The following is a 25,127-nucleotide window of genomic DNA, read 5'->3' as shown; positions in this document are numbered from 1 at the left end:
TTGAAATGGCTCGACGGACATATTCTGGCGACGACGTAATGAAAGTGTTAGTGAATCACGGCCCATTCTACGTCGATCGCGTCAACGGCGACCACTTTATTCTCCGCTGGGAACCTCCTGCAGATCACGATTCCGATGCTCGAACAGTTCCCGTTCCACGTCATGACGAAGTTGCAACAGGGACACTAAGAGAGATTGGTGAACAGGCAGGGATGAAGGACTTCCAGCGATTCTTGGACTGACTCGATCGGAACCTGTGAGTACTTCCTAAGTCGATTTAAAGGGATCATCTCCCGTTAGAGCCAGTTGCCATCTTGACGATAGGAGACTGGCGGCGGATCGATATCGACCTCGAGATGTGCAACATCAACAGAATTCGTATCGGGACGACGGCGGACAAGTTCCTTGGGAGCTGAACGCGCAGCAAGACGAGTGAAGCACGTCTCCTGAAAGCCTCAACCGCTCGGCATCCCACGACCACCGCTGTGCTCGTCGTGCCTACAGTGCTTACGAGGGTGGGGGTGTTCACTGAGTTTTGCGCCGAGAGGTCGGGAGAGCAGATCTCTCCCTTTCTGAGTCCGCTAATCATCGGTTGTGTCTCCGAGCGTCGGTCCGGATAGACGGTGTTTCTCAACGGCCCGCCCCGCTCGCCGCTGCCGCCCTCCGCGTCGCTCACGGCTTCGCCGTTCGCTTCGAGGCGTTCCCTTCGGTCACGCCTCGCTTCGCTCGCGACCGACCATTCCGGGCTGCCTGCCTGCAGTAGCGGGCGGGCTACCGGGCTAAAATGGATGTGCCCTCGACGCCAGCACCAAGCGCGCTTTCGGTTGCGTCTCCCTCGCTCCAGACGTCGCTCGCTCGACGGACGCGAAACCGGCTTGTGTGCTGGCCGCTCGCTCCGGGCGGACGACGCGCGGTGCTGGATAGTCGTCAGCTTCAGACGCGCTCTCGCTCGCGCCCAGAAGGGCGCTCGCGAAGGCGCGAGCGAGAGCGCACAGATGGGTCTGTCGGTCGTTATCGTCGGAAAACCGCGATGTACCAGCATCGCGGTGTCGGGCGCTGAGCGCCTTCGGTCTTTGGTGAGACCAATGTCAAGTAACAACTCGAGTAGCAAGGTCGTTACGGTGGATGAGCAGGCATTCGAACAGGCAGGCGAGCAGACGGTCGATGAAGATAGCGTCCCAGTCGTCGACGAGACGCCGGTATTCGAGGCGACAGTCAAACAGGAGATACAGGCGAAGGTGGATGCGAACCATCCAGACGGAATTGCAGAGACGAACACCGAGCGAATTCACGGTGTCACCCTCGAGCAGGAAGAGCGTATCAAGGCACGAGAAGCAGAACTCGAGCGGATTAGTTCCCAGGCCGAACTGGGAACGCAGGAGGGACGTGAGAAGCGGACGCGAGAGATTGCCGCGAGACGGAGCGTAGAGCGGCGTGCGACGTTTCAGAAGCGGGCTGCAAGTGTGGATCCGATGGCGGATCCAGATCGGGCGGATCCCCGTGCAGAACTCACTCAGGAGGAGTTAGCGGCAGTGAACAAGCAATCGATGCGGCTGGCCGAGAAGTTGGATGGCTGGTCTCGAGCGGCGATCGGCCGGCGGCTGGGGGAAGCCGTCGTCGATGGAAAAGACCTGACAAGTGCGGTCGTCAATGTGTTCGAGGAGTTGCAGACAGCGCCTGGGCAGGTGATTCCCATCGGGAAACTCGAGGAGGTCGATCGAAACGAGGTGAGCATCGACGGGCGTGTCGAAACACTGTGGGATCCCTCGCATCCAAGCATCGCGCAGGTCGGTCTTATCGCAGACGAAAGTGGACAGACGCGTGTGACGATCTGGGAGAAGTCCGCGGCACCGTGGATCGAAGAAGGCGAGCAAGTGCGCATTCATAAGGCAGCCCGGAACTGGTACGAGGGACGTGTCTCACTGGCTGTGACCGGCTGGAGCACGATCCATTTCCCCAATCGCGGTCGCTGGTGGGAAGCGTAGTTGGGTACTGCGGTCTTCTTTTTGCTTCGTGCCAGTCCAACCCAGACCACCTCCTCCCCACCCTCCGCTCTGTGCTCGCTCTGGAAGACTCACTGCGTTCGTCTTCCCAGCTCTTGTTCACTCCGCTCACGAGAACGTCGCTGCGTGCGCAGCCACAGCCTCAGAGAGGTCAGCTAACTGCTATCCTGGGATATCATTCCGTATCTTGCGGTGTAGAACCCTGGAAATGGTAGTAGACTCGCCGGGGCTTGTGCAATACGGTGGCCTGCCGAGGCTAGGGTAAAACGGATACTGTTTCTGCGTGGAGTGGAGTCCATCATTGGACTATATCCCCTCGGTAAAGTCGCGGCGGAACTCCATCTTCTCGCGTTCAGTCCGTTCGTCGTAGTGTTTATTGAGGATGTCATCCGAGATATTTGCTCGACTAGAGACGACCTCCTGCGGTGATCCTGAGGAGTTCTTGTCGCAAGTGTCTATGTCGCTCGAAGAACTCCGAGAACCGCCAGAGAACGCATCAAGATCTCAACGAAAAGACGCCAACTGAGACAATCCAGAACTAGACAATGCCGAAACGCCTATTGTAGCTATCGCTTCAACCCTACAAAGGTACTGCTGAAACAGTTCCGTTGCGTCCCTGATAGCAGACTCAGTCCCGCTTCAACCCTACAAAGGTACTGCTGAAACTCCCTGTGCCACTCCTGAAAGGCGATCTCCCTCGTCGCTTCAACCCTACAAAGGTACTGCTGAAACTCGGCGATTGGCGTCGCACTCGAGGGGCCAGCGGAGCTTCAACCCTACAAAGGTACTGCTGAAACCATTATCAAGATCGACATTACCACCAACTTCACCATCGCTTCAACCCTACAAAGGTACTGCTGAAACTCGCAGAAGTGTGCGACCGGATCGCCGCAGTCGTCGCTTCAACCCTACAAAGGTACTGCTGAAACCAAACGTCGAATCACCATGGCAACCGCAACAGGGCGGCTTCAACCCTACAAAGGTACTGCTGAAACTCTCTCAACATCATCAGATTCACACTCTGGACATGTGCTTCAACCCTACAAAGGTACTGCTGAAACAACGGCTTCCATCGCGGTCTCCACAGCAATCCGGCGCTTCAACCCTACAAAGGTACTGCTGAAACATATGGGCCATCACACTCCCGGTCTCTTCCGCAGCGCTTCAACCCTACAAAGGTACTGCTGAAACGATTACAGCTTCGTTCAGTCCTTCGGCGTCTTCAAGCTTCAACCCTACAAAGGTACTGCTGAAACTCCTGTTGAGTGAGATAGTGATGGGCTGCTTTGATGCTTCAACCCTACAAAGGTACTGCTGAAACGCCAGTTACGTCAAACGTCGCCTGTTCGTCCGGATTGCTTCAACCCTACAAAGGTACTGCTGAAACTCTCCCGGTTGACTGACCGCGATATCCTGGAACGGCGCTTCAACCCTACAAAGGTACTGCTGAAACGCCAGTTACGTCAAACGTCGCCTGTTCGTCCGGATTGCTTCAACCCTACAAAGGTACTGCTGAAACTCTCCCGGTTGACTGACCGCGATATCCTGGAACGGCGCTTCAACCCTACAAAGGTACTGCTGAAACGTCGTTCTGCGTGCCCGTCTGTCGTAGCTGGAGGTCGCTTCAACCCTACAAAGGTACTGCTGAAACCCGATACTCCCCTTCGTCGGTCTGCTCGACCAGGCCGCTTCAACCCTACAAAGGTACTGCTGAAACGGCATGAGCTGGCGATTGAGATCGCGCGGGCTCGAGCTTCAACCCTACAAAGGTACTGCTGAAACAGCGACTGTTTGTCACGCACGCCTGCGCGGACACGCTTCAACCCTACAAAGGTACTGCTGAAACCATGCTATAGATGGGTAATACAGCGTCTAATAACCTTGGTTTGTGAGTGTGAATTTCGTCGACCTCTAATTCTGGTTGTACCCCCCGGGGTCGACGAAGTTGGTGACTGTTACTCTGTCAATCGAGCACGCCAAATCCTTCGTCGCGCATGAAATCAGCTACATCCTCTAGGTTCTTGTATGCATATTGTCGTGCGAATTCTCGAACATCTGTTTTCGAGACGTCATCCGATACCTCGTGGCGTATATCCCGCTCGTCACCACCCTTACTTCGCCAATGAAGTATGGGTACTTCTCTCCATCTTTGTTAGGATCAGATTGCAAACCGTTATCTGATGGTGGATCTACTGTTAGTGACTCCTCGAGCAAGCCACTCTAACTTCTCTGACGGAGGGTCCCATCGAATCGACTGGCGCTGTTTATCGCCTCAAAAGGGGTGAAGGGGCTGTTCCGATCGCCCCTTCAGAGTCAACAATGACAACGAGAGACATCTACACGACTGCGTTCGACGAAGACGTCCAGACGACTGCAACTGACTGTCCGGACTGTGGTGGCAATGTTCGAACGACTGACTGCGAGACTATCTGTGAGGGTTGTGGACTTATTCTCGAAAACAATCACTTGGACCGAGGGCCTAACTGGGGACGAAATGACGACGGAGAAACCCAGAAACGGACCGGCGCACCACTGACACCGACACGCCACGATCGGGGCCTCTCCACCGAGATTGGATACAAGCAGGACGGAAATGGAAACACCCTCTCGAGCACAAAGCGACGACAACTGAATCGACTGCGTCGCGAACAGTCTCGTGCACAGTGGCAATCGAAAGCAGACCGGAACCTCGCCTATGGACTCAGTGAAGTACGGCGGATCGTGGCTCGTCTCGGTCTCGCAGACAGTATCCGTGATCAGGCGTGTGCGCTCTTCCGAACTGCACAGTCCGAACAACTCTGTCACGGGCGATCGCTTGAGGCGGTGGCCGCAGCTAGCGTCTACGCAACGTCTCGATGTAACGGACTCGGGCGATCACGGGCAGAAGTCGCAGCCAGTGCACGCTGTGACCAAGAGAGACTCACTACCGCCTACGACGCAATGAACGTCGAACTCGAGTTACCGACACAGCCGACTTCGGCAGCAGATCGCATTCCGAGGCTTGCAACGGAACTCGAGGTACCAGCCCAAGTTCGTCGACAAGCACTCGAGTTCGCACAAAGAGCGAGAGATACTGGGCTCACGATCGGCTGCCGGCCGAGTGGCGTCGCAGCGGGGTGTCTCTATCTCGCTGCTGAGCAAGCCGGGTACTGTCTGTCTCAGCATCGGATTGCCGACATTGCAGGAACATCACCAAACACACTTCGAAGCCGTCGAGATGAGTTACTCGAGATCGAAGCCTAAGCTGGTAGCAGAGAACCAGATGAGGTGCTTGTAGCGGATCCGCTCGAACGCTCCCTCGAGTGTATTTTTCTCCCCCTGAGTGGTGAGGGGCGTTCCGGAATGGTGCGTCCGTCATCGAGAACAATGACTCCGAACGACTGTTCGCAGGTGTCCTTCGATAATTCGGACACCAGACGTGACGAGATGCACAGTACGATGGAAGCCTGGGTCGACGACCTCGTCGAGGAAGTTGACGACGCAGTCTCGAGTGAGCAGTTCCAGGAATGGCTCGATGTTCAGAGTTGCTTTCACGACTACTCCTACCGAAACACGTTACTAATCACTCGCCAGTGTCCGAACGCGACTCGTGTCGCCGGTTATCGGACGTGGCAAACCGAATTCGACCGTCATGTGAAAGAAGGCGAGAGTGCAATCTGGATCTGGGCACCGATCATCGCAAAGCAGTGCCCCGAGTGTGAGAACTCGCCATCGTACCACGATCAAAGCGACTGCGAATATGACGAGACAGCACCTGACGAGTGGTCAAAAGGGCTCGTGGGCTTCCGGCCAGCGCCCGTCTTCGATATTTCCCAAACTGAGGGAGAGCCACTCCCCGAACTCGAGACCGAAGCAACTGGAGATGCCGACGGACTGCTCCCAGTGCTTCTCGAGGTGGCCTCATCACTCGACGTAGATGTCGAGATCGTCTCCCCAACGGAGTGGACTCACGGCGACGCCAAAGGCATCTGTCAGTATCGCTCTCCTGCAGAACGATCATTGGTCGAGGTCCGAAATCGTGAGAACAGCGCAGCTCTCGCTGTGACGCTCGTCCACGAATACGCCCACGCACGCTTACATGGTGACGTCACCGGTGAGACTGACCGCTCGAAACGCGAACTCGAGGCTGAAGCAGTCGGCTATATCGTCGGGCGGTACTTCGAGCTGGATACGAGCGGGTCGGCGTTCTATCTGGCCGCGTGGGAGGGCGACGAACCAGAGGCAATCTTCGACCGACTCGAATGGATCAGTTCGACAGCGGCAGAGATCATCGCTGTCGTCGACGAGGTGATGGGGGATGAGTGAGCGAAATCTCTTCCTCGAGATTGTCACTGCACTCGAAGAGCAGGGACTCGGTCATGACGAGTACCAATTGCAACGGGTGATCGATATCGAAGCGCTCGAGCAACTCGTTGACTCAGCAGGCGCTGATCTTGAGGTCAGATTCTCGGTTGGTGAGTTCCGTCTCTGCGTGACGCAGTCCAATGTGCAGGTCCTTGCGGGTTCGGAGTAGGAGAACCAGCTAGGGTATCCTCGACTCGTTTGTTCACTCCCTAAAGATCATCCCAGATTGGGAAGAATATACCAGTAGGTACGTGTGCGTATTGAACGTTGGGAAGAATTGACCTTCAACGGAAGGTGATAGATTACAATTCTGGGACAATTCGTATGTACTGATACCTTCTATTTATTATTCCTCGGAGATAGTTACCGGTAATGGATTTGCAGGAGGAAGGACTCATTCGGCTACTTACGGATACCACTAATCGAGCGATTTTAACCGCTCTTAATAACACTCCTCACGGGCTCTCCGTGACCGAACTTTCCGAACGATTCGTTTCGGAGGATGAGGGGGAAGTCGACCAGACGGTCATCTCGCTACATCACAACTATCTTCCCCGACTCGACGAAGTAGGATTGATCGAGTATGATCGCGACGAAAACGTCGTCACCGAGGGGGGCTACTCGGAGGCCGACGCCGAATGGATGAACGTCGACGTACTCGACGAACTGCTCTCACAGTTTAGAACGGGACGGAAAGCAGACGAGAACACTGTGGGACGACTTGAGGGTCGTGAAGCCGTGTACGACTACTGTCGGGAATTGGCCGATAGAGCTACGGATGAACTGTTTCTGATCTATGCCTCCGACGAGTTACTCGACGAGGAGTGTCTCCCACATGCGGAGAATGCCATCGATCGAGGAGTCGCGTTACACGCCGGAACGAAAAGCCGAGAGGCCCGAGAGTTCTTTCGGGATCGGCTTCCCGACGCGACGATCTGGGACCCACAGATGGACTGGATGTATGAACAGTCGAGTCACCCCAAAGTGAGTCGACTCATCGTCGCCGATCGAGAGACAGTCGTCGTCGGTCTCTGGGACGAAGACGCGGATGGGACGAAAACGGAGATCGCGATGATCGGTGACGGAAAGACCAATCCCTTGGTGGTCCTCGTCCGTGAACTGCTCGGCCCTCGACTGGATCACCTCGATTACCAGAGTGACGATTTTCTGGGAACCCTTCCGTTTGAAACGTGACCGAGAGTATCCGCTATGAGGAACGAATTCGATACCTAATCCACCTGTACTGAACGGTAGCTCTCATCAGAATAGTATTCTGTAAGCTATTCTCTGACAATTAAGATTGGTTTCTCTGATTAGTCTCACTCTCTACTTGGCGCTCCAATCTCGAGTTCGTCGACAGCCCTAGCGGGCCGAATATCGTGATCGACGAGACGGGTGGCAGCCAGTTGCCAGGCATGCTCAGCTAGTTCGGGATCAGCTTGCTCGTACTGGACGCTGAACTCAGTTAGTGCGACAGCGATGAGAAGGTTATCTCTGTATTCGTATTCAGACATCGCCGGCAGTAGCCTCCTGATCGTATATAAATCAGAGCATGAGGGTCAGAATACCGGCAAAGAGTCACCGAGCAAGATGGGTATCAAACTATTTCTCTCGAGTTTCAATCCCAATGCTATAAGTGACTAGGTATCATTAATCAAGATGGAAGCCGCGCTCCACCTCGTCGCGGGGGCATGCGTTGAAATGCCCCGGGTGCTGGCACACCCGAGACGTGGCTTCCAATCCCATACCCGGGATTTGAAAGCCATGTTTCGCTTACTTCTAACGGGATATAAACGTCCCGCACGAGAGTCGTATCGTACTCGAGTAACCGTCAATCCAGATAGTCGCCGCTCGAGGTGGCTATGAGCGAGAAGAGACAGTCAGGAGAGGAGGAAGACTGGTCGCTGCCATCGTGTCCGCACTGTGGGAAAGCGGTAATTCTGGTACACACACGCGGTCCGATGGAGCATGTCGCGGCGCCGTGTGGCTGTCGAGTCGCGTCGCCTGACCTCTGAGGAATACTCAATCATCGACGCCGATTGAGACCACCGATGCCACATATTTGGATCGGCGTGATCAACGCGAAGAGGAGCATGTTCTATTGATCCAGTGGAGATCAGTGAAGGAGCGATCACAGAAACTGATAGTCGATTACGTTCCAAATCCAGTATTGCGCTTCGAACCGCATCCACGAGTTAGTCTTCTGGCGTCGTCACCCGAAGTTCGCCGTCAACCTTGTAAAAGTAGCCTCGCTCAATCAATCGGGTGAGTGCATGGGTCGCGTCCTCGGGTTCGAGGGCCAGTTCATCGGTACTGTGGAGAACTTCGAGCGCTTGCTCTCGAGGGATCGACTGGGCGTCTTCCTGCTCAGCCGAGTTGAGGCTGTGAGTACAAAGGACATCGTACGTGTCCAATATCCACTCCGGTAGCGGTGGCCGTGGATCAGAGAGATCGTTCATCTCGACTTCGTACTCCACTCTTTGCTATCGACTCGCTTAAGAATACCCTCAGCGGGTATAGGCCAGACTCTGGGAGGTACCAGACGGTCTCGGAGTGCTCATTCGAGCAAACTGGGACTGAGATTCCCATTCAGATTTGTCTCTCCACCACCGATTACCTGACCTAAAATCTGAATTGTTTTTTCGCGCCTGACGGGTGAGGCGCGACGACGTGTGCCTCGAGAGTACCCATGAGTACAGATCGACCAATCCATCACGAGCAGCAGCAGGAGCACCATCACGATCGCGGCGACACCACTGACCGAGAGCAGAGGTATTCCGGAGACGTTGCTCGACTAAACGGGCATGAACTCATCGCGATCGACGAGTGGCTCCCAGGCAGGGAACCAACACCATACGATATCGATCTCACCGATGGCTACGAGTACCGCACACGCTACTGGCGCTGTCGGAACTGTGGCCAAGAACGCAATCGTCGCGACGAGTTCAGAGACCAGTGTGAAACACCGGCACCATCGACCCCACTCGAGGCAGGTAGTTACTCGATCGACGACCCACGAACTCGCCGTGCATTGAGTGAGGACATGGACGTCCGCTTTGCCACAGCGGGCGCTCTCTACGAGGTTGTGAGTGAGAGTGGAAATACCTACGAAGTCGACATCGAGAAAGGGACATGTACCTGTCCGGACTTCGAGCAACGTCAGCTAGACGATGGCTGCAAGCATCTTCGGCGTCTCGATCTCGAGATCCGTACGGGACTGGTTCCTGCCCCAGATGGGACATTCAGCCGCTGACGATGAGTGATTGAGTCGTTGCTCAAGGCAGTTTGTCGCCCCAGAAGGAGTGCGGGGGCTCGAACAGAGCCATCGCAGCAATCCATGAATATAGCTGATGGAGTACCAGCGTCGCCAGACAGTGAGACGACTCGGTTTCTGAATCGAGGTATCGCCAGATGACTGACCGCAATGAGTGTCGACTGCCGACCTGTACGAGACTCGCCCGTAATCAAGCAGGATACGCCGGACGGTTCTGTTCCGACAAGTGTGAAGTCCGATACGATCACTTTCAGTAAGTAAGTCTGCGAACTGAATGACAGCAGTTTAAGCCCAGTTAGTCATCAGAATCCGTCCCTACTCTGAGGGGACGCATCATGTCGTGATCCTCGTGTTCAATCATGTGACAGTGCCACATGTATTCGCCAGTCTGGTCGTTGAACAACCCTTTGTACTCCCCAAAATGTGCAATCACGTGAACCATCTCACCAGGATCAACAGTCACTACGTCTTTCCAGCCCAATTCGAAGGGTCTTGGTGACTCGAATGTGTCCGTATCGATGGTCTCCGCGGTTGCGTCGTAGTCGGCCAGCGACTGTCGGCCCAATACCTGAAAGTGGATAAGGTGGATATGTATTGGATGCGACATACCGGTGTTATTAGCGATACTCCAGATCTCGGTATCACCAAGCATTGGATTCTCGGTGACAGAATCAGTCAGTTTGTACCCTCGTATCTGATCCTGTGTCCCGAGTAGGTGGAGCATCCGTCCATAGTCATCGGTTTGCGTAGAGAGCCAGAGTTTTCTGTGTCTGTCAGCCGTGTCAGCAGGGAGTTTCGGAACTGTCGTTAGTTCGTTCGGGACCTGGCTTGGATCTTGACCGTTTCCTGCGTCGTCAACGTCGATGAGCATAACCTCCGGAAGTGGCTTCGTCTCCTCGCTTCTCTCTAGCGTGCCTCGGTACAGGGATGGTGCATTGTTGTGGAGGAGCAGCGTTTGGCCAGCGTAGTCGGAAAAGTCAACGACGACGTCGGCACGTTGGCTCGATCCAAGTTCGAGGCGGTCAGTGATCTCGACCGGTTCTGAGAGGAGACCACCATCGTTCCCGATCTGGATGAATGAGGGTCCATCGGCACCGGTCTCGCCGGAGGTTTCGTCGTACTCGAGGAGTGTAAGATTGTAGTATCGACTATTTGCCCCGTTGAGAAGCCGCAACCGATATTTTCTGGGGTTGACAGACAGTCGAGGCCAGGCTTTCCCGTTAACGATTGACGTATCTCCGTAGAACTGTGGAACGATGCTTGGCTCCGGTTGTGGATCATCTCCACGTATCTGATCATCCGAGACGGCTGTCGGATAGAACAACGATCCGTCATCATTGAAGCTTCGATCCTGAAGAACGAGTGGGATCTCGTACTCGCCCTCTGGTAGCCCGAGTTCCTGTTCGTGTTCGTTTCGAAGGAGATAGAAGCCCGCCAGACCGGCATACACGTTTAATCGTGTGATGCCGAGAGAGTGGTCGTGGTACCACAGAGTCGTTGGAGGCTGATCGTTCACATAGTAATAGTCATTTTTCTCGAATTTCGGTCCCGTCTCCTGAAAGTCCCGAGTGAACCACGCCTGAGCATGACCATCGCTCTCGGATTCGACGTTCCCACCATGAAGGTGCGTTACGACGCGTACGCCTGGCGTATCGTACGGTATAAGATCGCTATGGATCGTCGTATCTTCGGGTAAGAGGTGATCGTCTGGTAATTCGTTTTGCCACCGCACATAGATTGGTTCGCCCTGTTGGGCTTCGATAGTCGGCCCCGGATACTGGCCGTCGTATCCCCAGACTGTCGTCAAGGGAAGGTCGTTGTGGAGTTTCTGTTCAACCTCACGCATCCCAATTTCGTAATAAGGTTGTCCGTTTTTCGTCCCAGTTGGCTCTATAACTCCTGGGCATGGAACTTCGTCGACCCATTTTTCAAGGTCTGGCGACGAATGCTCTGATACAGTAGTTGGTATTGGTTCCTTCTTTGAGCTCGGTGCTGAACAGCCTGCGATAGCCGAGATACTTGTCGCACTGGTTGCCAAGAGAAGTTTACGGCGTGAGACACCTGTTCCAAGCACCTCGCTACGCTCGTTCATAATACATGTTAGTGTATAAACCTCTCATAGATAGTGGAGAGGGCCGTTCCTGCCGGATGGGAATCGAGAGAACATGCTTGTCACTACTACCACATACTGTATCTCACAAGATGCGGAAGTTGGCCGGAGAATTATTGGTATAAGAAATAGGCGAGTTCTAAATCCACAACGGCAGGTGCAACTACTGTCCTAGGCGATGTGTATTTCACCTGTACTTGTCACGAGTTTCGTAAGCTTTTCAGAATAAAGAAACAGAGTAACGATCGAAGACGGATACATCATCGATGTGATTATTCGACAGACGGAGGATAAGAAGTACCCATTCGGATGGGACTACAGCCTACACCACGTGGAAGTCGGCGGCGACACAATCCTTCGATACGACAACGCCCATGAACGGACGAAAGGCCACGAGCGCCACACCCGAAACGGTGTTGAAATCATCGAATTCCCCGGGATGTTGACGCTCTACGATCGCTTCAAACACGAAACCGAGGAGATGTCGCCTGTCTCATGGAACTGGTCGGAGTAGGACGTCTCCAGGAGGTAGACACCATGCGCACGCTCAAAGTCACCGTCGGTGAACGTGATCGCCTCAACCAGCGCACGCGTAGCCGAATCAAGGCCGCCCAGGAGGGTGAAGATCTTGACGATTCCCAGCCGGTGTTGAACTTCGGATCGTATGCAGAACTTAGTCGCCTGCTTAGCCCGAAGAACCTAGAACTGTTGGAAACAATCTCCAAACACCAGCCCGAGAGCATCCGCGAAGCCGCTGACCTGGTGGAGCGAGATTACAAGCAGGTTCATCGGAACCTTTCCGAGCTCGAAGACATCGGCGTCATTGAGTTTAAAAGAGCAGATCTGGTCAGGCAAAGAAACCGAAACTGGCCTACGATGGTCTTGAAATCGACATCCCGTTTGCAGGATCGAACGGGAGTGTCGGTTCAGCGGCACCCTGAAAGATCTTGTTCTTGGATATCCGAAAACCGATCTCCTCACTCTCTGTTCTCGCTACATGTGGTCGACGATGATCGTGATCACACCAACAGACCTGCATGCGCTTGCACTCTATGGGGTTGATGACGACGTCAACTACTTCTTGGACTGATACGGAGCTGGAAAACTCATTGCTGTGTTACGGAGTTCGGGGCTCCATTTCGCGGGGAAGACAACCCAGCGGATGGCCGCGACCGAGATTGATGTTCGCGAGACCGAAGCGATGATGATCATCTACGCGCCAACGTGCAGGAGCGGAACTGGCAATCCCGAGCACGCGCCCGTCGACGTGGTCTGTAAGCGTATTCTCGAACGAACTGCTGACTCGCGAACGGATCACCCACGTGGATTGATCGGGATGCTGTAACATTGGTTGCTCGTTCTTGGGTATCGGCCTGCCCCGCTCGCCGCATGCCGCCCTCCGCGTCGCATACGGCTCACTCCGTTCGCCGTTTCGCGACAGACCATTCCGGGCATGCGGGCGCTCTCCGCACCGCGAGCGCCGTTCCGGGCTAAAATGGATGTGCCCTCGACGCCAGCACCAAGCGCGCTTTCGGTTGCGTCTCCCTCGCTCCAGACGTCGCTCGCTCGATGGACACGAAACCGGCTTGTGTGCTGGCCGCTCGCTCCGGGCGGACGGCGCGCGGTGCTGGTTGGGTCACCCCACTTAGGCGCGCTCTCGCTCGCGCCCGGTAGGGCGCTCGCGAAGGCGCGAGCGAGAGCGCGCAGATGGTTCTGTCGGTCGTTGTGATCGGAAAACCGCGATGTACCAGCATCGCGGTGGCAGGCGCGTGAGCGCCTTCGGATCAGTGAGATCCAATGTCAAGTAACAACTCGAGTAGCAAGGTCGTTACGGTGGATGAACAGGCGTTCGAACAGGCAGGCAAGCAGATGGTCGATGAAGATAGCGCCCCAGTCGTCGACGAGACGCCGGTATTCGAGGCGACAGTCAAACAGGAGATACAGGCGAAGGTGGATGCGAACCATCCAGACGGAATTGCAGAGACGAACACTGAGCGAATTCACGGTGTCACCCTCGAGCAGGAAGAGCGTATCAAGGCACGCGAGGAAGAACTCGAGCGGATTAGTTCCCAGGCCGAGCTGGGAACACAAGAGGGACGTGAAAAGCGGACGCGAGAGATTGCCGCGAGACTGAGCGTAGAGCGGTGTGTGACGTTCCAGAAGCGGGCTGCGAGTGTGGATCCAATGGCGGACCCAGATCGGGTGGATCCCCGTGCAGAACTCACTCGAGAGCAGTTGGCGGCAGTGAACAAACAATCAATGCGGCTGGCTGACCAGTTGGATGGCTGGTCTCGAGCGGTGATCGGCCAGCGGCTGGGTGAAGCTGTCGTCGGTGGGAAAGACCTGCCGAGTGCGGTCGTCAACGTGTTCGAGGAGTTGCAGACAGCGCCCGGGCAGGTGATTCCCATTGGGAAACTCGAGAAGAGCAAGCTAGGATGACGTCTGAGTCAGATACCGGCTCAGGGACAACCTCTTTGTGGGGGCGGTTATTTGGAGATAGCTCCGAGTAACAGTAGCTAGTAAGAATATTTTCTTCATTCAGACTAAGTAATAAAGCTGAAGTTTTCGGTTCGGTAAGTACGTGAGCGTACTGAACGAAGGTTGCAGCAACAGTCAATTCTGAAATTCCACCTCCAAAGCACCTCTCCGAACTCCTTATACTTGTTAACCTACAACATTAGATAATGGAAAGTGGATCATCAGAGGCAGTAATATTGCTGGTAGAAGATAACCCGGGCGATATTCGTCTCATCGAAGAAGCCTTCTCAGACGGCAATATTGCGAACACACTCAACACCGTTACTGATGGTCAAGCCGCCCTCGATTTCATCAACCGACGCGGAGAGTACGAGGACGCTTCCCGACCAGACATCATACTGCTCGACCTGAAACTGCCGAAAGTGGACGGTGAAGACGTTCTACACGAAATCAAACACCACCCTGAATTGGATCACGTCCCAGTGATCATCCTGACTGGGATGGATGAAGATCTGACTAAATCCCGCGACCTCGATCATGATGCAGACGAAGATGCAGTTCTCGAAAAACCGGTTGACCCCGGTGAATTTGTTGAGGTAATTCGATCGTTTGGGAAGTTCCGGTTAGCAGTTATGCGAGAGGACTAACGGATACGGGTTCTTTAGTAACTTCTTCACCTATGCTTACCGCGAGTATCTTGGAAGGAAGAAATCGTGCTACATCTCCTAATAACGTCGCAACCGTGATGTCATATTTATCACCCCTTACAAAGGTGCGGGCAGTCGAACTGTCCTGATAGAGCGTCTGAATTCTGAGCGACAGCACCCACGAGACCGTGGTATTGATCGAACACCAACTCATTGACAGACCTCTTTCCCACCTTGGTCTGACCTCCAGTTGCGAGTCCCGAACGATCGGAGTCGGGAGTCACTTGTCCCATTCGTTGAGTGTGTCCTTGTTGAGCTCACACATGCAGACGTCGGCGCCGAGTATCACTCTTCGAACGTCTGGGGTATCAAACAAACGCAGTACATTGCAGCCGATACGACCGGTCAGACATTCACGAAGTACCATTACGACGAACGGCTCGGCTGGCATGAGCAGGCGATATCTCGGCAGGATGTGCGCACGGAATTGATACAGAACGATAGCGCATACCCGCGTCTTCAGGCGCGGGTCGAGCGGTAGGCCTATCCGACCAACTGTCGTAGATGGCCGGAACGGATTTCCATCAAAACTGGTTTAGTGTGGTGTGTCGTAGCATAGAGTGCGACGAATACCGTGAGATGCCGTTCCTGAACCACAAAGGATGGCGAACCAGCGGTGGTTCGCACGGCGATGACATGGTATTCGACGGGGCCTGTTTGACCGGGCCACAGCCCTATACAGGGGAGGAAACGAGAGTTCCCCCGGTATGCTGCCGGTTCCCCTTGAGTGCGGGCTGGAACCTCGAACGCCACACCTGGCGGAAATCAGATGGTCGGATTCCACGCCCTGAAGGGCGTGGAGGAGGTCAAGTAACTCGTGACCTGACTACAGGATTCGGGCAGTGAAACTGAAGCACTCGCTACCACTATCGGACCCTACGTTCTCAGTAAAATCTCGCTTGGAAAGGCTACAGAGCGAACCGGTGTCACTCGCTGAGAGAGGGAAGAAGTCCTCCACCGAGGCAGGTGACGAGGTTTGCCTCGGTCCAGGGAATATAGAGAATCTCGAAGACGAAGTCGATACAGCACTCGGCATCGAATGAGCGAGTCGTTTTCGCGGCCGGTCTTTCTCAACTCAACAGCGTTGAGTACCTTCGCAAGCACTGACTCTGTTGACGTGGCTTACGTCGATACTTGATGGTCTGTCGACCGTTCCTGCCGCTAAAACGGACCTCCAACAGGGCTACGAGTACCTCACGAATGCGCTCAAAGCCATCAAGGCTAGTCAGATCATGATCGACAAGACCGTGACTGCGCAAGTGTATCTAAGATACGTGACTGACTCAACCTAGGTGAAGCAGAAGTATTCGTGACTGCCCATATAACTGGAGAGACGCTGTAACTGATGATGGTACAGTTCGACAACTCACTTCTGCGTATGAGCTTACCAGTTCAGTTGGGTTGCTCGTTCGTGGCGTGGTTCACGAGAATTACACAGTTGAAACGGCAGTATGTGGCTCACAACGCAGATTATCGAGCGTAGTTACTATGTTCTCGTTGAGAACGTTAGTGATGTCCTTTCTGACGACTATGTCAGTATGTACTGTTCCTTCTCTTGAGAATCCTGACAGGGGGTATGCATGACCAAACGTGTCTTCCATGCGCTATATCATTTCTTCCATCTCTTCTCGGAATGCTTATCCGTCAATACGCAAACATTCCGATATGTACGATCTGACTGGCTTCCAGCGTGACCTGCTGTATACGATCGCCGGACAGGACGAGCCACACGGACTCGCAATCAAAGAGGAACTCGAGGACTATTACGAGAAAGAGATCCATCACGGGCGGCTCTACCCGAACCTGGATGAAATCGTCGACAAGGGCCTCGTGGAGAAAGGCGAACTCGACCGCCGAACGAATTACTACACGATCACCGCTCGTGGCCGCCGCGAACTTGAAGCTCGTCGTGAGTGGAAGGAGCAGTACGTTGGCGAGTTGCTTTCGGACTCGAAGTAACGGGACTGGTAGCAGGTTGATCGATACTCAGTGTCATATGTGCCAGTCGTGAAGCCGATCCGATGCTCGGATCGACGAGATATCAGTACGTCGCTCTCAGTGATACTCACGTCTAGTCTATAGAGAGGATCATACTCTCCAAGTCACCAGAGCAGTCACTCGGATTTGCTTGATCGTTTTGAACTTTGACTTCGAGAGTGAGATCTATGAGTAGAGTGTTTTACCCAACGTTCACCACATATCCATTGCTCTGTTGGTTAAGTCACATAGCATCACAAAGAGACTTCCAGTTGCATCAGCGTACGGAGCTGTTCACGGTGGATAACAAACATCATATCAATTGAATGCCTGTAATATGGACGACCTCACAGGGTTTCAACGAGACCTCTTGTACGTAATCGCTGGTGCCGATCACCCATCTGGTCAAGATGTTAAAGAAGAAATCGAGCAGTACTACAGTAACGAGATTAATCATGGACGGCTGTACCCAAATCTCGATACTGTTGTCGACAAGGACCTCGTGGAAAAGGGACAACTCGACAGAAGAACCAACTATTACGCGATTACGGAGGATGGCGAGCAAACGCTCAAAGAACGACAGGAGTGGGAGTCACAGTACCTCGGCTAGTGACTGGTGCTGTTGTGATCTCCTGCGGTCTCGAGTTAGGGAATCCCTGTTCCCCACCAAGACACACATTTCAATGGAGCTATTGTAGAGCCGATATAATAGTAGTAATTGGTAGTACGGTTTCTTTATTCAGAACCAGGTGAGGAACTGAAACACCCAGTTCAGCAACTACAGGTATTGTATGTATCGGTGGAACGATCTATAGGTGGAGAGTTCTGGAGGACAATTCTCCTGAGTCAACTGTTCGATAACTCATGGGCCGCTGGTAGAATGCTATTCAACCGATTTCGCTCGGTTCTGGAAGTCGCCGCCACACTCTTCACACTCACCGGGGTTCGTCTCGGCCGTAACTATCTTCCCACATTGAAGGCACTCGTATTCTGATGTCATTTCTGTGGTATCGTCTTCCACGTCTTGATCATGCGGCATACTCTCATCTTTGAATCCCAGATATAAATAGAAACTGCAAGTCATGTCAGAGATACAGGAAAAAAGAGTCTCGTGCTAGATATGCATTTATACTTACCTCGATTTTCACGGAAAGTTCTGAATAAAGGAACCGTACTATCATCTACTGATAGGAATCCCATTGCGAGTTACTAGACCAGGTCACTTAGGAATCACCTCCTGTGAGCCCTTGGCTGCTCGGCATCCCGTGATCACGCGAGACTACGTCTCGCTTGCTCTCGTTCACTACGCTCACGAGAGCCCCGCTGCGCTCCTCGTCCTTGCGGTGCTACGGGGTCGGAAGACGTTCACGGCTCGAAGCGCCGTGTGCTCGGGAGAGCTTTGCTCTCCCGGTGACCGAGACGGCCTCGCCCTTTCTGAGTCCACCAGGACATCGGCTAGTTCCCCGAGCGTCGGGTTCGGTTGGATGGGTGGTTCGTTACGGCCCGCCCCGCTCGCCGCATTCCGCCCTCCACGTCGCTCACGGCTTCGCCGTTCGCTTCGAGGCGTTCCCTTCGGTCACGCCTCGCTTCGCTCGCGACCGACCATTCCGGGCTGCCTGCCTGCAGTAGCGGGCGGGCTACCGGGCTAAAATGGATGTGCCCTCGACGCCAGCACCAAGCGCGCTTTCGGTTGCGTCTCCCTCGCTCCAGACGTCGCTCGCTCGATGGACACGAAACCGGCTTGTGTGCTGGCCGCTCGCTCCGGGCGGACGGCGCGCGGTGCTGGTTGGGTCACCCCACTTAGGCGCGCTCTCGCTCGCGCCCAGAAGGGCGCTCGCGAAGGCGCGAGCGAGAGCGCGTAGATGGGTCTGTCGGTCGTAGTCGTCAGAAAACCGCGATGTACCAGCATCGCGGTGTCGGGCGCTGAGCGCCTTCGGTCTTTGTGAGACCAATGTCAAGTAACAACTCGAGTAGCAAGGTCGTTACGGTGGATGAGCAGGCATTCGAACAGGCAGGCGAGCAGACGGTCGATGAAGATAGCGTCCCAGTCGTCGACGAGACGCCGGTATTCGAGGCGACGGTCAAACAGGAGATACAGGCGAAGGTGGATGCGAACCACCCAGACGGGATCGCAAATACGAGCACCGAGCGGATTCACGGTGTCACCCTCGAGCAGGAAGAGCGCATCAGGGCACGAGAAGCAGAACTCGAGCGGATCAGTTCCCAGGCCGAGCTGGGAACGCAGGAGGGTCGTGAGAAGCGGACGCGAGAGATTACCGCGAGACGGAGCGTAGAGCGGCGTATGACGTTCCAGAAGCGGGCTGCGAGTGTGGATCCAATGGCGGACCCAGATCGGGTGGATCCCCGTGCAGAACTCACTCGAGAGCAGTTGGCGGCAGTGAACAAACAATCAATGCGGCTGGCTGACCAGTTGGATGGCTGGTCTCGAGCGGTGATCGGCCAGCGGCTGGGTGAAGCTGTCGTCGGTGGGAAAGACCTGCCGAGTGCGGTCGTCAACGTGTTCGAGGAGTTGCAGACCGCACCTGGGCAGGTAATTCCCATCGGGAAACTCGAGGAGGTCGATCGGAACGAAGTGAGCATCGACGGGCATGTCGAAACGCTGTGGGATCCCTCGCATCCGAGCATCGCTCAGGTCGGTCTCATCGCGGACGAGAGTGGCCAGACGCGTGTAACGATCTGGGAGAAGTCGGAGGCACTATGGATCAAAGAAGGTGAGCAAGTGCGCATTCACAAGGCGGCCCGGAACTGGTACGAGGGACGTGTCTCACTGGCCGTAACCGGCTGGAGCACGATTCATTTCCCCAATCGCGATCGCTGGTGGGAAGCGTAGTTGGGTACTGCGGTCTTCTTTTTGCTTCCTGCCAGTCCAACCCAGACCGCCTCCTCCCCACCCTCCGCTCCGTGCTCGCTTTGGTAGACTCACTGCGTTCGTCTTCCCCGCTCTCGTTCGCTCCGCTCACGAGAACGTCGCTGCGCGCGCAGCCACAACCTCAGAGGGGGCAGCCAAATACTATCCTAGGAGATAATTCCGTACCTTGCGGTATAGAACACGGGAAATGGAAGAGAAATGGTAGTGGACTCGCCGGGGCTTGATCGATACGGATGCCTGCCGAGGCTCGGGTAAAACGCGTACCGTATTGTCGTGGAGTGGAGTCCATCATTGGTTACACCCCCTCGAGGAACTCGCGACGAATTTCCATCTTCTCGCGTTCGGTCCGTTCGTCGTAGTGCTGGTCGAGGATGTCGCCGGAGACGTTTGCTCGATCGGAGACGACCTCTTGTGGAGACCCGGTCCGCAAATGGTGGGTGATCGCTCCGCGTCGAATCCCATGCGGGGACCGCGACGATGGACAGCCAGCCCGTTGGCTGTGTTGGCGGTACTCGCATGTCTTTGGATCCTTATCGTGCGGACAGTCACCGATCTCGCACGGCTGCGTCACTCGATAGATCGTCTCGCGGATCGAACCTTCGCTAAGCCGACCTCGTGAGCTGGTGATCAACGGATGGCGGCCGTGGTCGTCAGTAACATCCTCCCGGTTGTGCTCGATGTAGTCCTCGATCACGTCGCAGTAATGGGAGCCGACAGCGATCGACCGCTCGGCCGCTTTCTTGTTCTTGAGCGGCGTTTCCGTTTCCGGACGATGACGAACATCGAGGCATTGGGCGTCCTGGTCGAAGTCGCCAACATCGAACGACCGTAGTGTACCGAGGCGGATCCCAGTATGCCAAAGGAGAGCAGTAACGACGTGCTCTCGGCTGGCGTACGCGAACCGCTGGAGGTGTTCGAGGATTGGCTCTGCTCGACCGTCTTCGAGATGTTCGTTCCGCGCTTCGTCTTCCGGTTCGACCTCCGGGATCTGGACGCGCTCGCGCATCCCCGGTTCGACGGCGTCGATCGCCGCGCAAAACTCGAGGAAGACGCGGAATGTTTGGAGATAGCCACGGAGTGTGACCGTCTCGATATCCTGGCTCGCCCAGACGCGGAAGCGGTGGATACTCTTTATACCACTGGCCTGCGCTAGATTCGGCTTTATTCACGATAAACGCCGGGTTTGAGCCGTGGGAGGAAATCGGTTTATAAGTGAGAGACGTCGGACCTAACCGCACAGGTTTTATCCTGACATAATTGGAAATGAATATATCGGTTGCGATCTCTATAGGTTCGATCAGCTACTATCAACCGACTAGCAATTAGACTGAAAACCTAGTTTCGAAGATAAGATTATTCCTTCATACAGTAGTATTCTCTGGCATCCTTTGGAACGATTTGAGATTACCTATTCGGCCCAAACTGCCCGTCGAGAAGGTATATCTTCTGAACAGCCTGCCGAACAATCCTGGTTATCTAAGTCACACGTTGAGTGCCGAGTTGGTAGTGTAGGAAACGGTAAGTACAGGGAACCGATGTAACGCAATAGATTGTGATCTACTAAGGATTTTCCAACGACAGAATACAGACTATCTGGGTGCGTCAGACACGGGGAAAACGTAATCGGCAAGGCGAGGATCCCGATGCGGTGTTCAGTAATATCGTCCTACTTTATCCGACCCGGGGTCCCCTTACTCGGACGGTTCGTCCGCGCTGGTCGATTCGTCGACGCCGGCCTTCCGGCGCAGCCACTCGAGGCCGAGCGCCCCGCCGAGAAGTCCGGTACCGGTCGTGAAGCCGGGCACATTGTCGGCGTCAGTGTCGTTCTCGGCGTCCGTCTCGTTTCCAGCGTCCCCATTTCCGGCGGTTCCGTTCACGACATCGCCGTCATCGTCATCGACAGACTCTCCGTTGTCGCTACCGGATCCGCCGTCGTCGCTACCGGATCCGCCGTCGTCGCTACCGGATCCGCCGTCGTCGCTACCGGATCCGCCGTCGTCGCTATCGGATCCACCGTCGTCGCTACCGGATCCGCCGTCGTCGCTATCGGATCCGCCGTCGTTGTCAGTCGGATCGTTGTCGCTGTCGTCTTCCCCCGTGTCACTGTCGTCCTCGCCGTCCCGCTGGTCGTCTCCCTCGTCGGATCCGTCTCCCTCGTCGGATCCGTCTCCCTCGTCGCTTTCTCCGTCCGTATCGGCGTTCTCGTCGCTCTCGTCGGGCTGGTCGTCCGTGTCGGTTTCTTCGCGAAGCGCCACGAGATCGCCGTCGTGATCGACGTAGATCGTCTCGCCGCTGATCGCACGGACCGATCCGACCGGCGCATTGTCCTTCGAGAGCGCCCACTTCACGGACCCGTCGTACTTGTTCAGGGCGACGAGGTGCTCATCGTAGTCCCGCCACTCGGGATTTGGGGGGCCCCCGTTCCGAGTGAGATACGCGAACACGGTTTCTCCGCTGATGACGGCTTGCCCGTAGGTGTACAGAACGTCGAGGCTCCAACTGTATTCATCACCGTGGATCGAACTGCCGCCGTACCCGTGGTCGCTGCCGCCGCCGACGTAGATTTCCTCGCCGAACGCTATTTCGCGGAACCCGTAACCTACGGCTACAAATTCGCCTGTCTGGGCATCACGCAACGGCCACTCCGCGGAGCCATCGGCGGCGTAAGCGACCGCTTCCGACGTCGCGTAGACGGTATCGGGTTGGGAGTCGATAGTTCCCTTTTGCCAGACTTCGGCACCGGTCTCGGGATCGAGAGCGATCAGACCGGCGCCCGTGACGCTGTAGATCACGCCGTTTGCCGCGGCGGGCGCCGTAAAGAACTCGTACTCGTCATCGTTGTCGCTGCCGACCGATTCTTTCTTCCACCGAACCGATCCGTCGTCGGCCTCGAGTGCGTATAGCGTCCCGTCGGCGACGGCGTACACGCCGCCGTAGGCGACCGTCTGCCAGACAATCTCCTCCTCGGGATCGAACTCGCTCTCCCAGCGAACGCTCCCGTTGGCCCGGTCGAGCGCGACGACCTCGCTTCCACTGAGATAGACGGTCTCGCCGGCGACCGACGGCGTTCCCGCGTCGATATCCGTATTCTCCCAGCGGACGGTGCCGTCCGTCGCATCGAGGGCAACGACGCCGTTGTCGGTCGGCGTGTAGACCGTCTCATCGGCGACGGCGACGGCACCTGTACCCGCACCCTCGACGGACCACGCGGCCTCGAGTGCTCCCCCGTCGAACTCGTGACCGTCCGCGATGTATCTGGCGTGACCGGGGTCGCCTCGGTGCGACGGCCAGTCCTCGTTCGGTCCCGGATCGCGATTCGGATCCGGAAGCTCGTCGACGTCAGCCTCGGCGGCTCCGGCCCCCACCGAAGCGAGTCCGGCCCCCATCGACAGCGCTGCCCCAGTCGCCAGCACGGATCGTCGTTTCCACATAACGACACGACGTACGAATACCAGTTCTATTCCTATCCATCAATTAACGACAGTTCGTAGCTATGCAATTGTTTCAAACTGTTCAGTTCGCATGTGTACCTACTGGCCTATTTACCTCAACGGCACGCGGAATTTATGAGATCTGTTGTCTTCTACGGGACTGTCTGGGAAACCCTCTATCTCAGACACTACTAAGTAACTTTACTTGAACCTGTATTCCGAACGTTGGAGACGCGTATCATGCATCGTTATAATATTCGATGAATGGCCCGACAAAAAGGTATGAATTCTGGATATTCTGTTAAATAATCATGGATATTTAGGTATAATGCAGAGTAACAGGTAGGCAGTCGTGAGAGTTGCCATCCCCAGCCGTGTCTTGACTGCTGACGAAAAACTCGAACGGCAACTCCATAAGTGCCACAAGCATCTCGAACCGAATTACTCCGATATCTGTTATTCGAGACGAATTGAAGGAGGCAGAACGATGCGGTGAGTATCCTAATTAGAAAAGAGTTTGGAGATGATTTCGCGTAAATCTTGTACGTTGGTAGAACCAACGCCTATAATCACTACAGATCAGTAGTGGCTAAGTGGAACACCCGTCTCATCAAGACAGTCCTGACAGAGCCAAGCTGGCTCATCTTGCTGATCGAACTCAACGGATTCGCCGACCGGGGCGGGACCACTACAGCGGTCGCACAGTAACGTACTGTCACTCATTGCGCTCACCTCGGACGATGAGACCGTTAGTATTATAGATAAAATCACTTGTTTTGACCATTGGCGGTAGGCTTCTATTTGTCATTCTACCACCCGACTGGAAAGAGAGAGCCTCTATAAACTTCCCGGTGAAGATGATAAAGTGCTACGTTAGGTTCGATATCTACTATTAACAGATTCGACCCCCTATAATCCGGAATTTATCTCGAGTGTATCTTTGTACCTATGGGTATCGTCTGGAAACTCCGGTTATGCTACTACTCCGGATTCGGCTTCCTCGAGATAGCGGTCTCGCCGATCGTAGATTCCGCGGGCGGTTGATCGGTTCACACCCGTTTCGTCGGCAATGTCCCTCCATGAACGGCCAGCTTCTCGGAGTCGGATCACTTCGAGGGCAATCGCGAACTCCCCGCTCTCGCGATCGGGGACCCACTGTCTGCCGTTCTCATCGTAGCAGAGGCCGAAGGGCGGCCGTCCGTGGTCGTCCCCGCGCTGTTCGCGGGCATCCATCGCGGCCTGGGATTTCTCTATCTCCCGGCGTTTGACGTCGCTCTCGACAGCTCTCTGGACTCGGAACGTAAGTTCGTCCTGCGGTGGGTCCTCGACAAACTCGAACAGACAGTCGCCGAGGACAGCTGCCCGTTTCAGTTCCCAGTAGAATTGGTCACGAGCCAGCCGTGTGTCATCCCACGCAACGAGGTAGTCATATTCGCCGTCGCGGAGTGCCTCGAGTAACGCCTTGACCTCCGGGTTCGCGTCGATCCGTTTCTCGTTGGCGGTCTTCATATGGACGCTGAACCCGGTGTGGACGCCGAGGTCGATCACGTCGACCTCGTCGGCCAGCTGCTCTGCGAGCGCCGGGACACGGTCGCGCTGCAACTCAAGGGAGACATCGTCGTCGCTCCCTTGCGACTTGCGGAGGAACGCGGCGGCTCTACTCATCAGCTTTCTCGAGAGCGAGTTTCGTTGACGAGACGATATCCCACTCGACGTCCTCGCCAGCAAGGTCGAGGGCGTCGCCCATCGCCTTCGGGATCGTCACTTGGTACTGGCCGTTACTGTTCTGAGAGACCCGTGTTGTCGTTCGCTTCGGCATCGCTCATACCAACGTTAGTTTGATTGTTAGTTCTAACGTTAATCAGGGGTGTGTCTGAAAGGAGGGTTTCCCAGACAGTGTATACATCTCGCGG

Annotated in this window: 22 protein-coding genes, 4 pseudogenes and 1 CRISPR repeat array; of the genes and pseudogenes, 17 read left to right on the top strand and 9 right to left on the bottom strand. The window is 55.2% G+C overall.

Features of this window, described 5'->3' with window-relative positions:
- The first annotated feature begins 5 nt into the window (after positions 1–5).
- From K6I40_RS07335 to K6I40_RS07310, 6 genes are all read left to right on the top strand, one after another.
- Entirely contained in the window at positions 6–242 is a 237-nt protein-coding gene (locus K6I40_RS07335) for a type II toxin-antitoxin system HicA family toxin (protein ID WP_222914057.1), read from the top strand.
- Between the two features lie 843 nt (positions 243–1,085).
- A complete protein-coding gene (locus tag K6I40_RS07330; protein ID WP_222914055.1) occupies positions 1,086–1,985 on the top strand; it encodes a DNA-binding protein in 900 nt (299 codons plus the stop codon).
- Positions 1,986–2,574: 589 nt separating this feature from the next.
- A CRISPR array of direct repeats spans positions 2,575–3,849; the repeat unit is 30 nt; unit sequence GCTTCAACCCTACAAAGGTACTGCTGAAAC.
- Between the two features lie 473 nt (positions 3,850–4,322).
- A complete protein-coding gene (locus K6I40_RS07325) occupies positions 4,323–5,246 on the top strand; it encodes a transcription initiation factor IIB family protein (protein WP_222914053.1) in 924 nt (307 codons plus the stop codon).
- Positions 5,247–5,369: 123 nt separating this feature from the next.
- Positions 5,370–6,308, top strand: coding sequence for an ArdC-like ssDNA-binding domain-containing protein (locus K6I40_RS07320; protein ID WP_222914051.1), 939 nt, complete (start codon positions 5,370–5,372; stop codon positions 6,306–6,308).
- Positions 6,301–6,516 carry a hypothetical protein gene (locus K6I40_RS07315; protein ID WP_222914049.1) on the top strand — a complete coding sequence of 72 codons (216 nt, stop codon included), beginning with the start codon at positions 6,301–6,303 and terminating at the stop codon, positions 6,514–6,516. The genes K6I40_RS07320 and K6I40_RS07315 overlap by 8 nt, the downstream gene beginning before the upstream one ends.
- Positions 6,517–6,719: 203 nt before the next feature.
- Positions 6,720–7,541, top strand: coding sequence for an ArsR family transcriptional regulator (locus tag K6I40_RS07310; RefSeq protein WP_222914036.1), 822 nt, complete (start codon positions 6,720–6,722; stop codon positions 7,539–7,541).
- Between the two features lie 125 nt (positions 7,542–7,666).
- On the opposite strand, the gene K6I40_RS07305 is transcribed toward K6I40_RS07310, so the two are convergent.
- Entirely contained in the window at positions 7,667–7,861 is a 195-nt protein-coding gene (locus K6I40_RS07305) for a hypothetical protein (RefSeq protein ID WP_222914034.1), read from the bottom strand.
- Positions 7,862–8,542: 681 nt separating this feature from the next.
- The gene (locus K6I40_RS07300) at positions 8,543–8,806 is read right to left on the bottom strand and encodes a hypothetical protein (protein WP_222914032.1); all 264 of its coding nucleotides are present in this window, start codon (positions 8,804–8,806) and stop codon (positions 8,543–8,545) included.
- Positions 8,807–9,036: 230 nt separating this feature from the next.
- On the opposite strand from K6I40_RS07300, the gene K6I40_RS07295 reads away from it, so the two are divergent.
- Positions 9,037–9,600 carry an SWIM zinc finger family protein gene (locus K6I40_RS07295; protein ID WP_222914030.1) on the top strand — a complete coding sequence of 188 codons (564 nt, stop codon included), beginning with the start codon at positions 9,037–9,039 and terminating at the stop codon, positions 9,598–9,600.
- A 316-nt stretch (positions 9,601–9,916) separates the two neighbouring features.
- On the opposite strand, the gene K6I40_RS07290 is transcribed toward K6I40_RS07295, so the two are convergent.
- Positions 9,917–11,713, bottom strand: a complete 1,797-nt coding sequence (locus tag K6I40_RS07290) for a multicopper oxidase (protein ID WP_222914028.1) — start codon at positions 11,711–11,713, stop codon at positions 9,917–9,919.
- Positions 11,714–11,975: 262 nt separating this feature from the next.
- On the opposite strand from K6I40_RS07290, the gene K6I40_RS07285 reads away from it, so the two are divergent.
- The 7 genes and pseudogenes from K6I40_RS07285 (at position 11,976) to K6I40_RS07255 (ending at position 17,503) form a co-directional block, all read left to right on the top strand.
- On the top strand, positions 11,976–12,245 hold the full coding sequence (locus tag K6I40_RS07285; RefSeq protein ID WP_222914984.1) for a DUF6516 family protein: 270 nt from the start codon (positions 11,976–11,978) through the stop codon (positions 12,243–12,245).
- A gap of 23 nt (positions 12,246–12,268) precedes the next feature.
- Positions 12,269–12,672 (top strand): annotated as a pseudogene (locus K6I40_RS07280) (transcriptional regulator).
- A gap of 71 nt (positions 12,673–12,743) precedes the next feature.
- Positions 12,744–12,950 (top strand): annotated as a pseudogene (locus K6I40_RS07275) (hypothetical protein); the annotation flags it as partial.
- A gap of 578 nt (positions 12,951–13,528) precedes the next feature.
- Positions 13,529–14,152, top strand: a pseudogene (locus tag K6I40_RS07270) (DNA-binding protein); the annotation flags it as partial.
- 263 nt (positions 14,153–14,415) lie between these two features.
- The gene (locus K6I40_RS07265) at positions 14,416–14,856 is read left to right on the top strand and encodes a response regulator (protein ID WP_222914026.1); all 441 of its coding nucleotides are present in this window, start codon (positions 14,416–14,418) and stop codon (positions 14,854–14,856) included.
- A 1,725-nt stretch (positions 14,857–16,581) separates the two neighbouring features.
- Entirely contained in the window at positions 16,582–16,875 is a 294-nt protein-coding gene (locus K6I40_RS07260; RefSeq protein WP_222914023.1) for a PadR family transcriptional regulator, read from the top strand.
- Between the two features lie 355 nt (positions 16,876–17,230).
- The gene (locus K6I40_RS07255) at positions 17,231–17,503 is read left to right on the top strand and encodes a helix-turn-helix transcriptional regulator (protein ID WP_222914021.1); all 273 of its coding nucleotides are present in this window, start codon (positions 17,231–17,233) and stop codon (positions 17,501–17,503) included.
- 273 nt (positions 17,504–17,776) lie between these two features.
- Here K6I40_RS07255 and K6I40_RS07250 read toward each other — a convergent pair whose 3' ends face one another.
- Positions 17,777–17,932, bottom strand: a complete 156-nt coding sequence (locus K6I40_RS07250) for a rubrerythrin-like domain-containing protein (RefSeq protein WP_222914019.1) — start codon at positions 17,930–17,932, stop codon at positions 17,777–17,779.
- A gap of 912 nt (positions 17,933–18,844) precedes the next feature.
- Between K6I40_RS07250 and K6I40_RS07245 the strand changes: the two genes are divergently transcribed.
- Positions 18,845–19,744: a DNA-binding protein gene (locus tag K6I40_RS07245; protein WP_222914016.1), complete on the top strand. Its 900-nt coding sequence runs from the start codon at positions 18,845–18,847 to the stop codon at positions 19,742–19,744.
- A gap of 334 nt (positions 19,745–20,078) precedes the next feature.
- On the opposite strand, the gene K6I40_RS28235 is transcribed toward K6I40_RS07245, so the two are convergent.
- Together K6I40_RS28235 and K6I40_RS28230 are read right to left on the bottom strand one after the other, a co-directional pair.
- Positions 20,079–20,213 (bottom strand): hypothetical protein, encoded by a 135-nt coding sequence (locus K6I40_RS28235; RefSeq protein ID WP_255681692.1) that lies wholly within the window; start codon positions 20,211–20,213, stop codon positions 20,079–20,081.
- 24 nt (positions 20,214–20,237) lie between these two features.
- Positions 20,238–20,705 (bottom strand): annotated as a pseudogene (locus K6I40_RS28230) (site-specific integrase); the annotation flags it as partial.
- Here K6I40_RS28230 and K6I40_RS28225 point away from each other — a divergent pair.
- The gene (locus tag K6I40_RS28225) at positions 20,637–20,936 is read left to right on the top strand and encodes a hypothetical protein (protein WP_255681691.1); all 300 of its coding nucleotides are present in this window, start codon (positions 20,637–20,639) and stop codon (positions 20,934–20,936) included. The pseudogene K6I40_RS28230 and the gene K6I40_RS28225 sit on opposite strands and share 69 nt — an antisense overlap.
- Positions 20,937–21,474: 538 nt before the next feature.
- On the opposite strand, the gene K6I40_RS07235 is transcribed toward K6I40_RS28225, so the two are convergent.
- A complete protein-coding gene (locus tag K6I40_RS07235; RefSeq protein WP_222914014.1) occupies positions 21,475–23,214 on the bottom strand; it encodes a PQQ-binding-like beta-propeller repeat protein in 1,740 nt (579 codons plus the stop codon).
- Positions 23,215–23,799: 585 nt separating this feature from the next.
- Here K6I40_RS07235 and K6I40_RS28220 point away from each other — a divergent pair.
- A complete protein-coding gene (locus K6I40_RS28220) occupies positions 23,800–23,922 on the top strand; it encodes a hypothetical protein (RefSeq protein ID WP_255681523.1) in 123 nt (40 codons plus the stop codon).
- A gap of 264 nt (positions 23,923–24,186) precedes the next feature.
- Here the strand turns inward: K6I40_RS28220 and K6I40_RS07230 are convergent, their stop codons facing one another.
- Together K6I40_RS07230 and K6I40_RS07225 are read right to left on the bottom strand one after the other, a co-directional pair.
- Complete coding sequence (locus K6I40_RS07230) at positions 24,187–24,879, bottom strand: recombinase family protein (RefSeq protein WP_222914012.1); 693 nt, start codon at positions 24,877–24,879, stop codon at positions 24,187–24,189.
- Positions 24,872–25,033, bottom strand: coding sequence for a hypothetical protein (locus tag K6I40_RS07225; protein WP_222914010.1), 162 nt, complete (start codon positions 25,031–25,033; stop codon positions 24,872–24,874). Before K6I40_RS07225 ends, K6I40_RS07230 begins: the two co-directional genes overlap by 8 nt.
- Positions 25,034–25,127 lie beyond the last annotated feature (94 nt).

Source organism: Natrinema sp. SYSU A 869 (assembly GCF_019879105.1).
Classification (GTDB): domain Archaea; phylum Halobacteriota; class Halobacteria; order Halobacteriales; family Natrialbaceae; genus Natrinema.
The sequence above is the reverse complement of the archived record's forward strand: the minus strand, read 5'-3'. Positions and strand labels throughout refer to the sequence as shown.

What these genes read in the sequence shown, in the direction of transcription:
- K6I40_RS07335 (WP_222914057.1), top strand. Translation starts at nt 6, where the DNA reads ATGGCTCGACGGACATATTCTGGCGACGACGTAATGAAAGTGTTAGTG.
- K6I40_RS07330 (WP_222914055.1), top strand. Translation starts at nt 1,086, where the DNA reads ATGTCAAGTAACAACTCGAGTAGCAAGGTCGTTACGGTGGATGAGCAG.
- K6I40_RS07325 (WP_222914053.1), top strand. Translation starts at nt 4,323, where the DNA reads ATGACAACGAGAGACATCTACACGACTGCGTTCGACGAAGACGTCCAG.
- K6I40_RS07320 (WP_222914051.1), top strand. Translation starts at nt 5,370, where the DNA reads ATGACTCCGAACGACTGTTCGCAGGTGTCCTTCGATAATTCGGACACC.
- K6I40_RS07315 (WP_222914049.1), top strand. Translation starts at nt 6,301, where the DNA reads ATGAGTGAGCGAAATCTCTTCCTCGAGATTGTCACTGCACTCGAAGAG.
- K6I40_RS07310 (WP_222914036.1), top strand. Translation starts at nt 6,720, where the DNA reads ATGGATTTGCAGGAGGAAGGACTCATTCGGCTACTTACGGATACCACT.
- K6I40_RS07305 (WP_222914034.1), bottom strand. Translation starts at nt 7,861, where the DNA reads ATGTCTGAATACGAATACAGAGATAACCTTCTCATCGCTGTCGCACTA.
- K6I40_RS07300 (WP_222914032.1), bottom strand. Translation starts at nt 8,806, where the DNA reads ATGAACGATCTCTCTGATCCACGGCCACCGCTACCGGAGTGGATATTG.
- K6I40_RS07295 (WP_222914030.1), top strand. Translation starts at nt 9,037, where the DNA reads ATGAGTACAGATCGACCAATCCATCACGAGCAGCAGCAGGAGCACCAT.
- K6I40_RS07290 (WP_222914028.1), bottom strand. Translation starts at nt 11,713, where the DNA reads ATGAACGAGCGTAGCGAGGTGCTTGGAACAGGTGTCTCACGCCGTAAA.
- K6I40_RS07265 (WP_222914026.1), top strand. Translation starts at nt 14,416, where the DNA reads ATGGAAAGTGGATCATCAGAGGCAGTAATATTGCTGGTAGAAGATAAC.
- K6I40_RS07260 (WP_222914023.1), top strand. Translation starts at nt 16,582, where the DNA reads ATGTACGATCTGACTGGCTTCCAGCGTGACCTGCTGTATACGATCGCC.
- K6I40_RS07255 (WP_222914021.1), top strand. Translation starts at nt 17,231, where the DNA reads ATGGACGACCTCACAGGGTTTCAACGAGACCTCTTGTACGTAATCGCT.
- K6I40_RS07250 (WP_222914019.1), bottom strand. Translation starts at nt 17,932, where the DNA reads ATGCCGCATGATCAAGACGTGGAAGACGATACCACAGAAATGACATCA.
- K6I40_RS07245 (WP_222914016.1), top strand. Translation starts at nt 18,845, where the DNA reads ATGTCAAGTAACAACTCGAGTAGCAAGGTCGTTACGGTGGATGAGCAG.
- K6I40_RS28225 (WP_255681691.1), top strand. Translation starts at nt 20,637, where the DNA reads ATGCCAAAGGAGAGCAGTAACGACGTGCTCTCGGCTGGCGTACGCGAA.
- K6I40_RS07235 (WP_222914014.1), bottom strand. Translation starts at nt 23,214, where the DNA reads ATGTGGAAACGACGATCCGTGCTGGCGACTGGGGCAGCGCTGTCGATG.
- K6I40_RS07230 (WP_222914012.1), bottom strand. Translation starts at nt 24,879, where the DNA reads ATGAGTAGAGCCGCCGCGTTCCTCCGCAAGTCGCAAGGGAGCGACGAC.
- K6I40_RS07225 (WP_222914010.1), bottom strand. Translation starts at nt 25,033, where the DNA reads ATGCCGAAGCGAACGACAACACGGGTCTCTCAGAACAGTAACGGCCAG.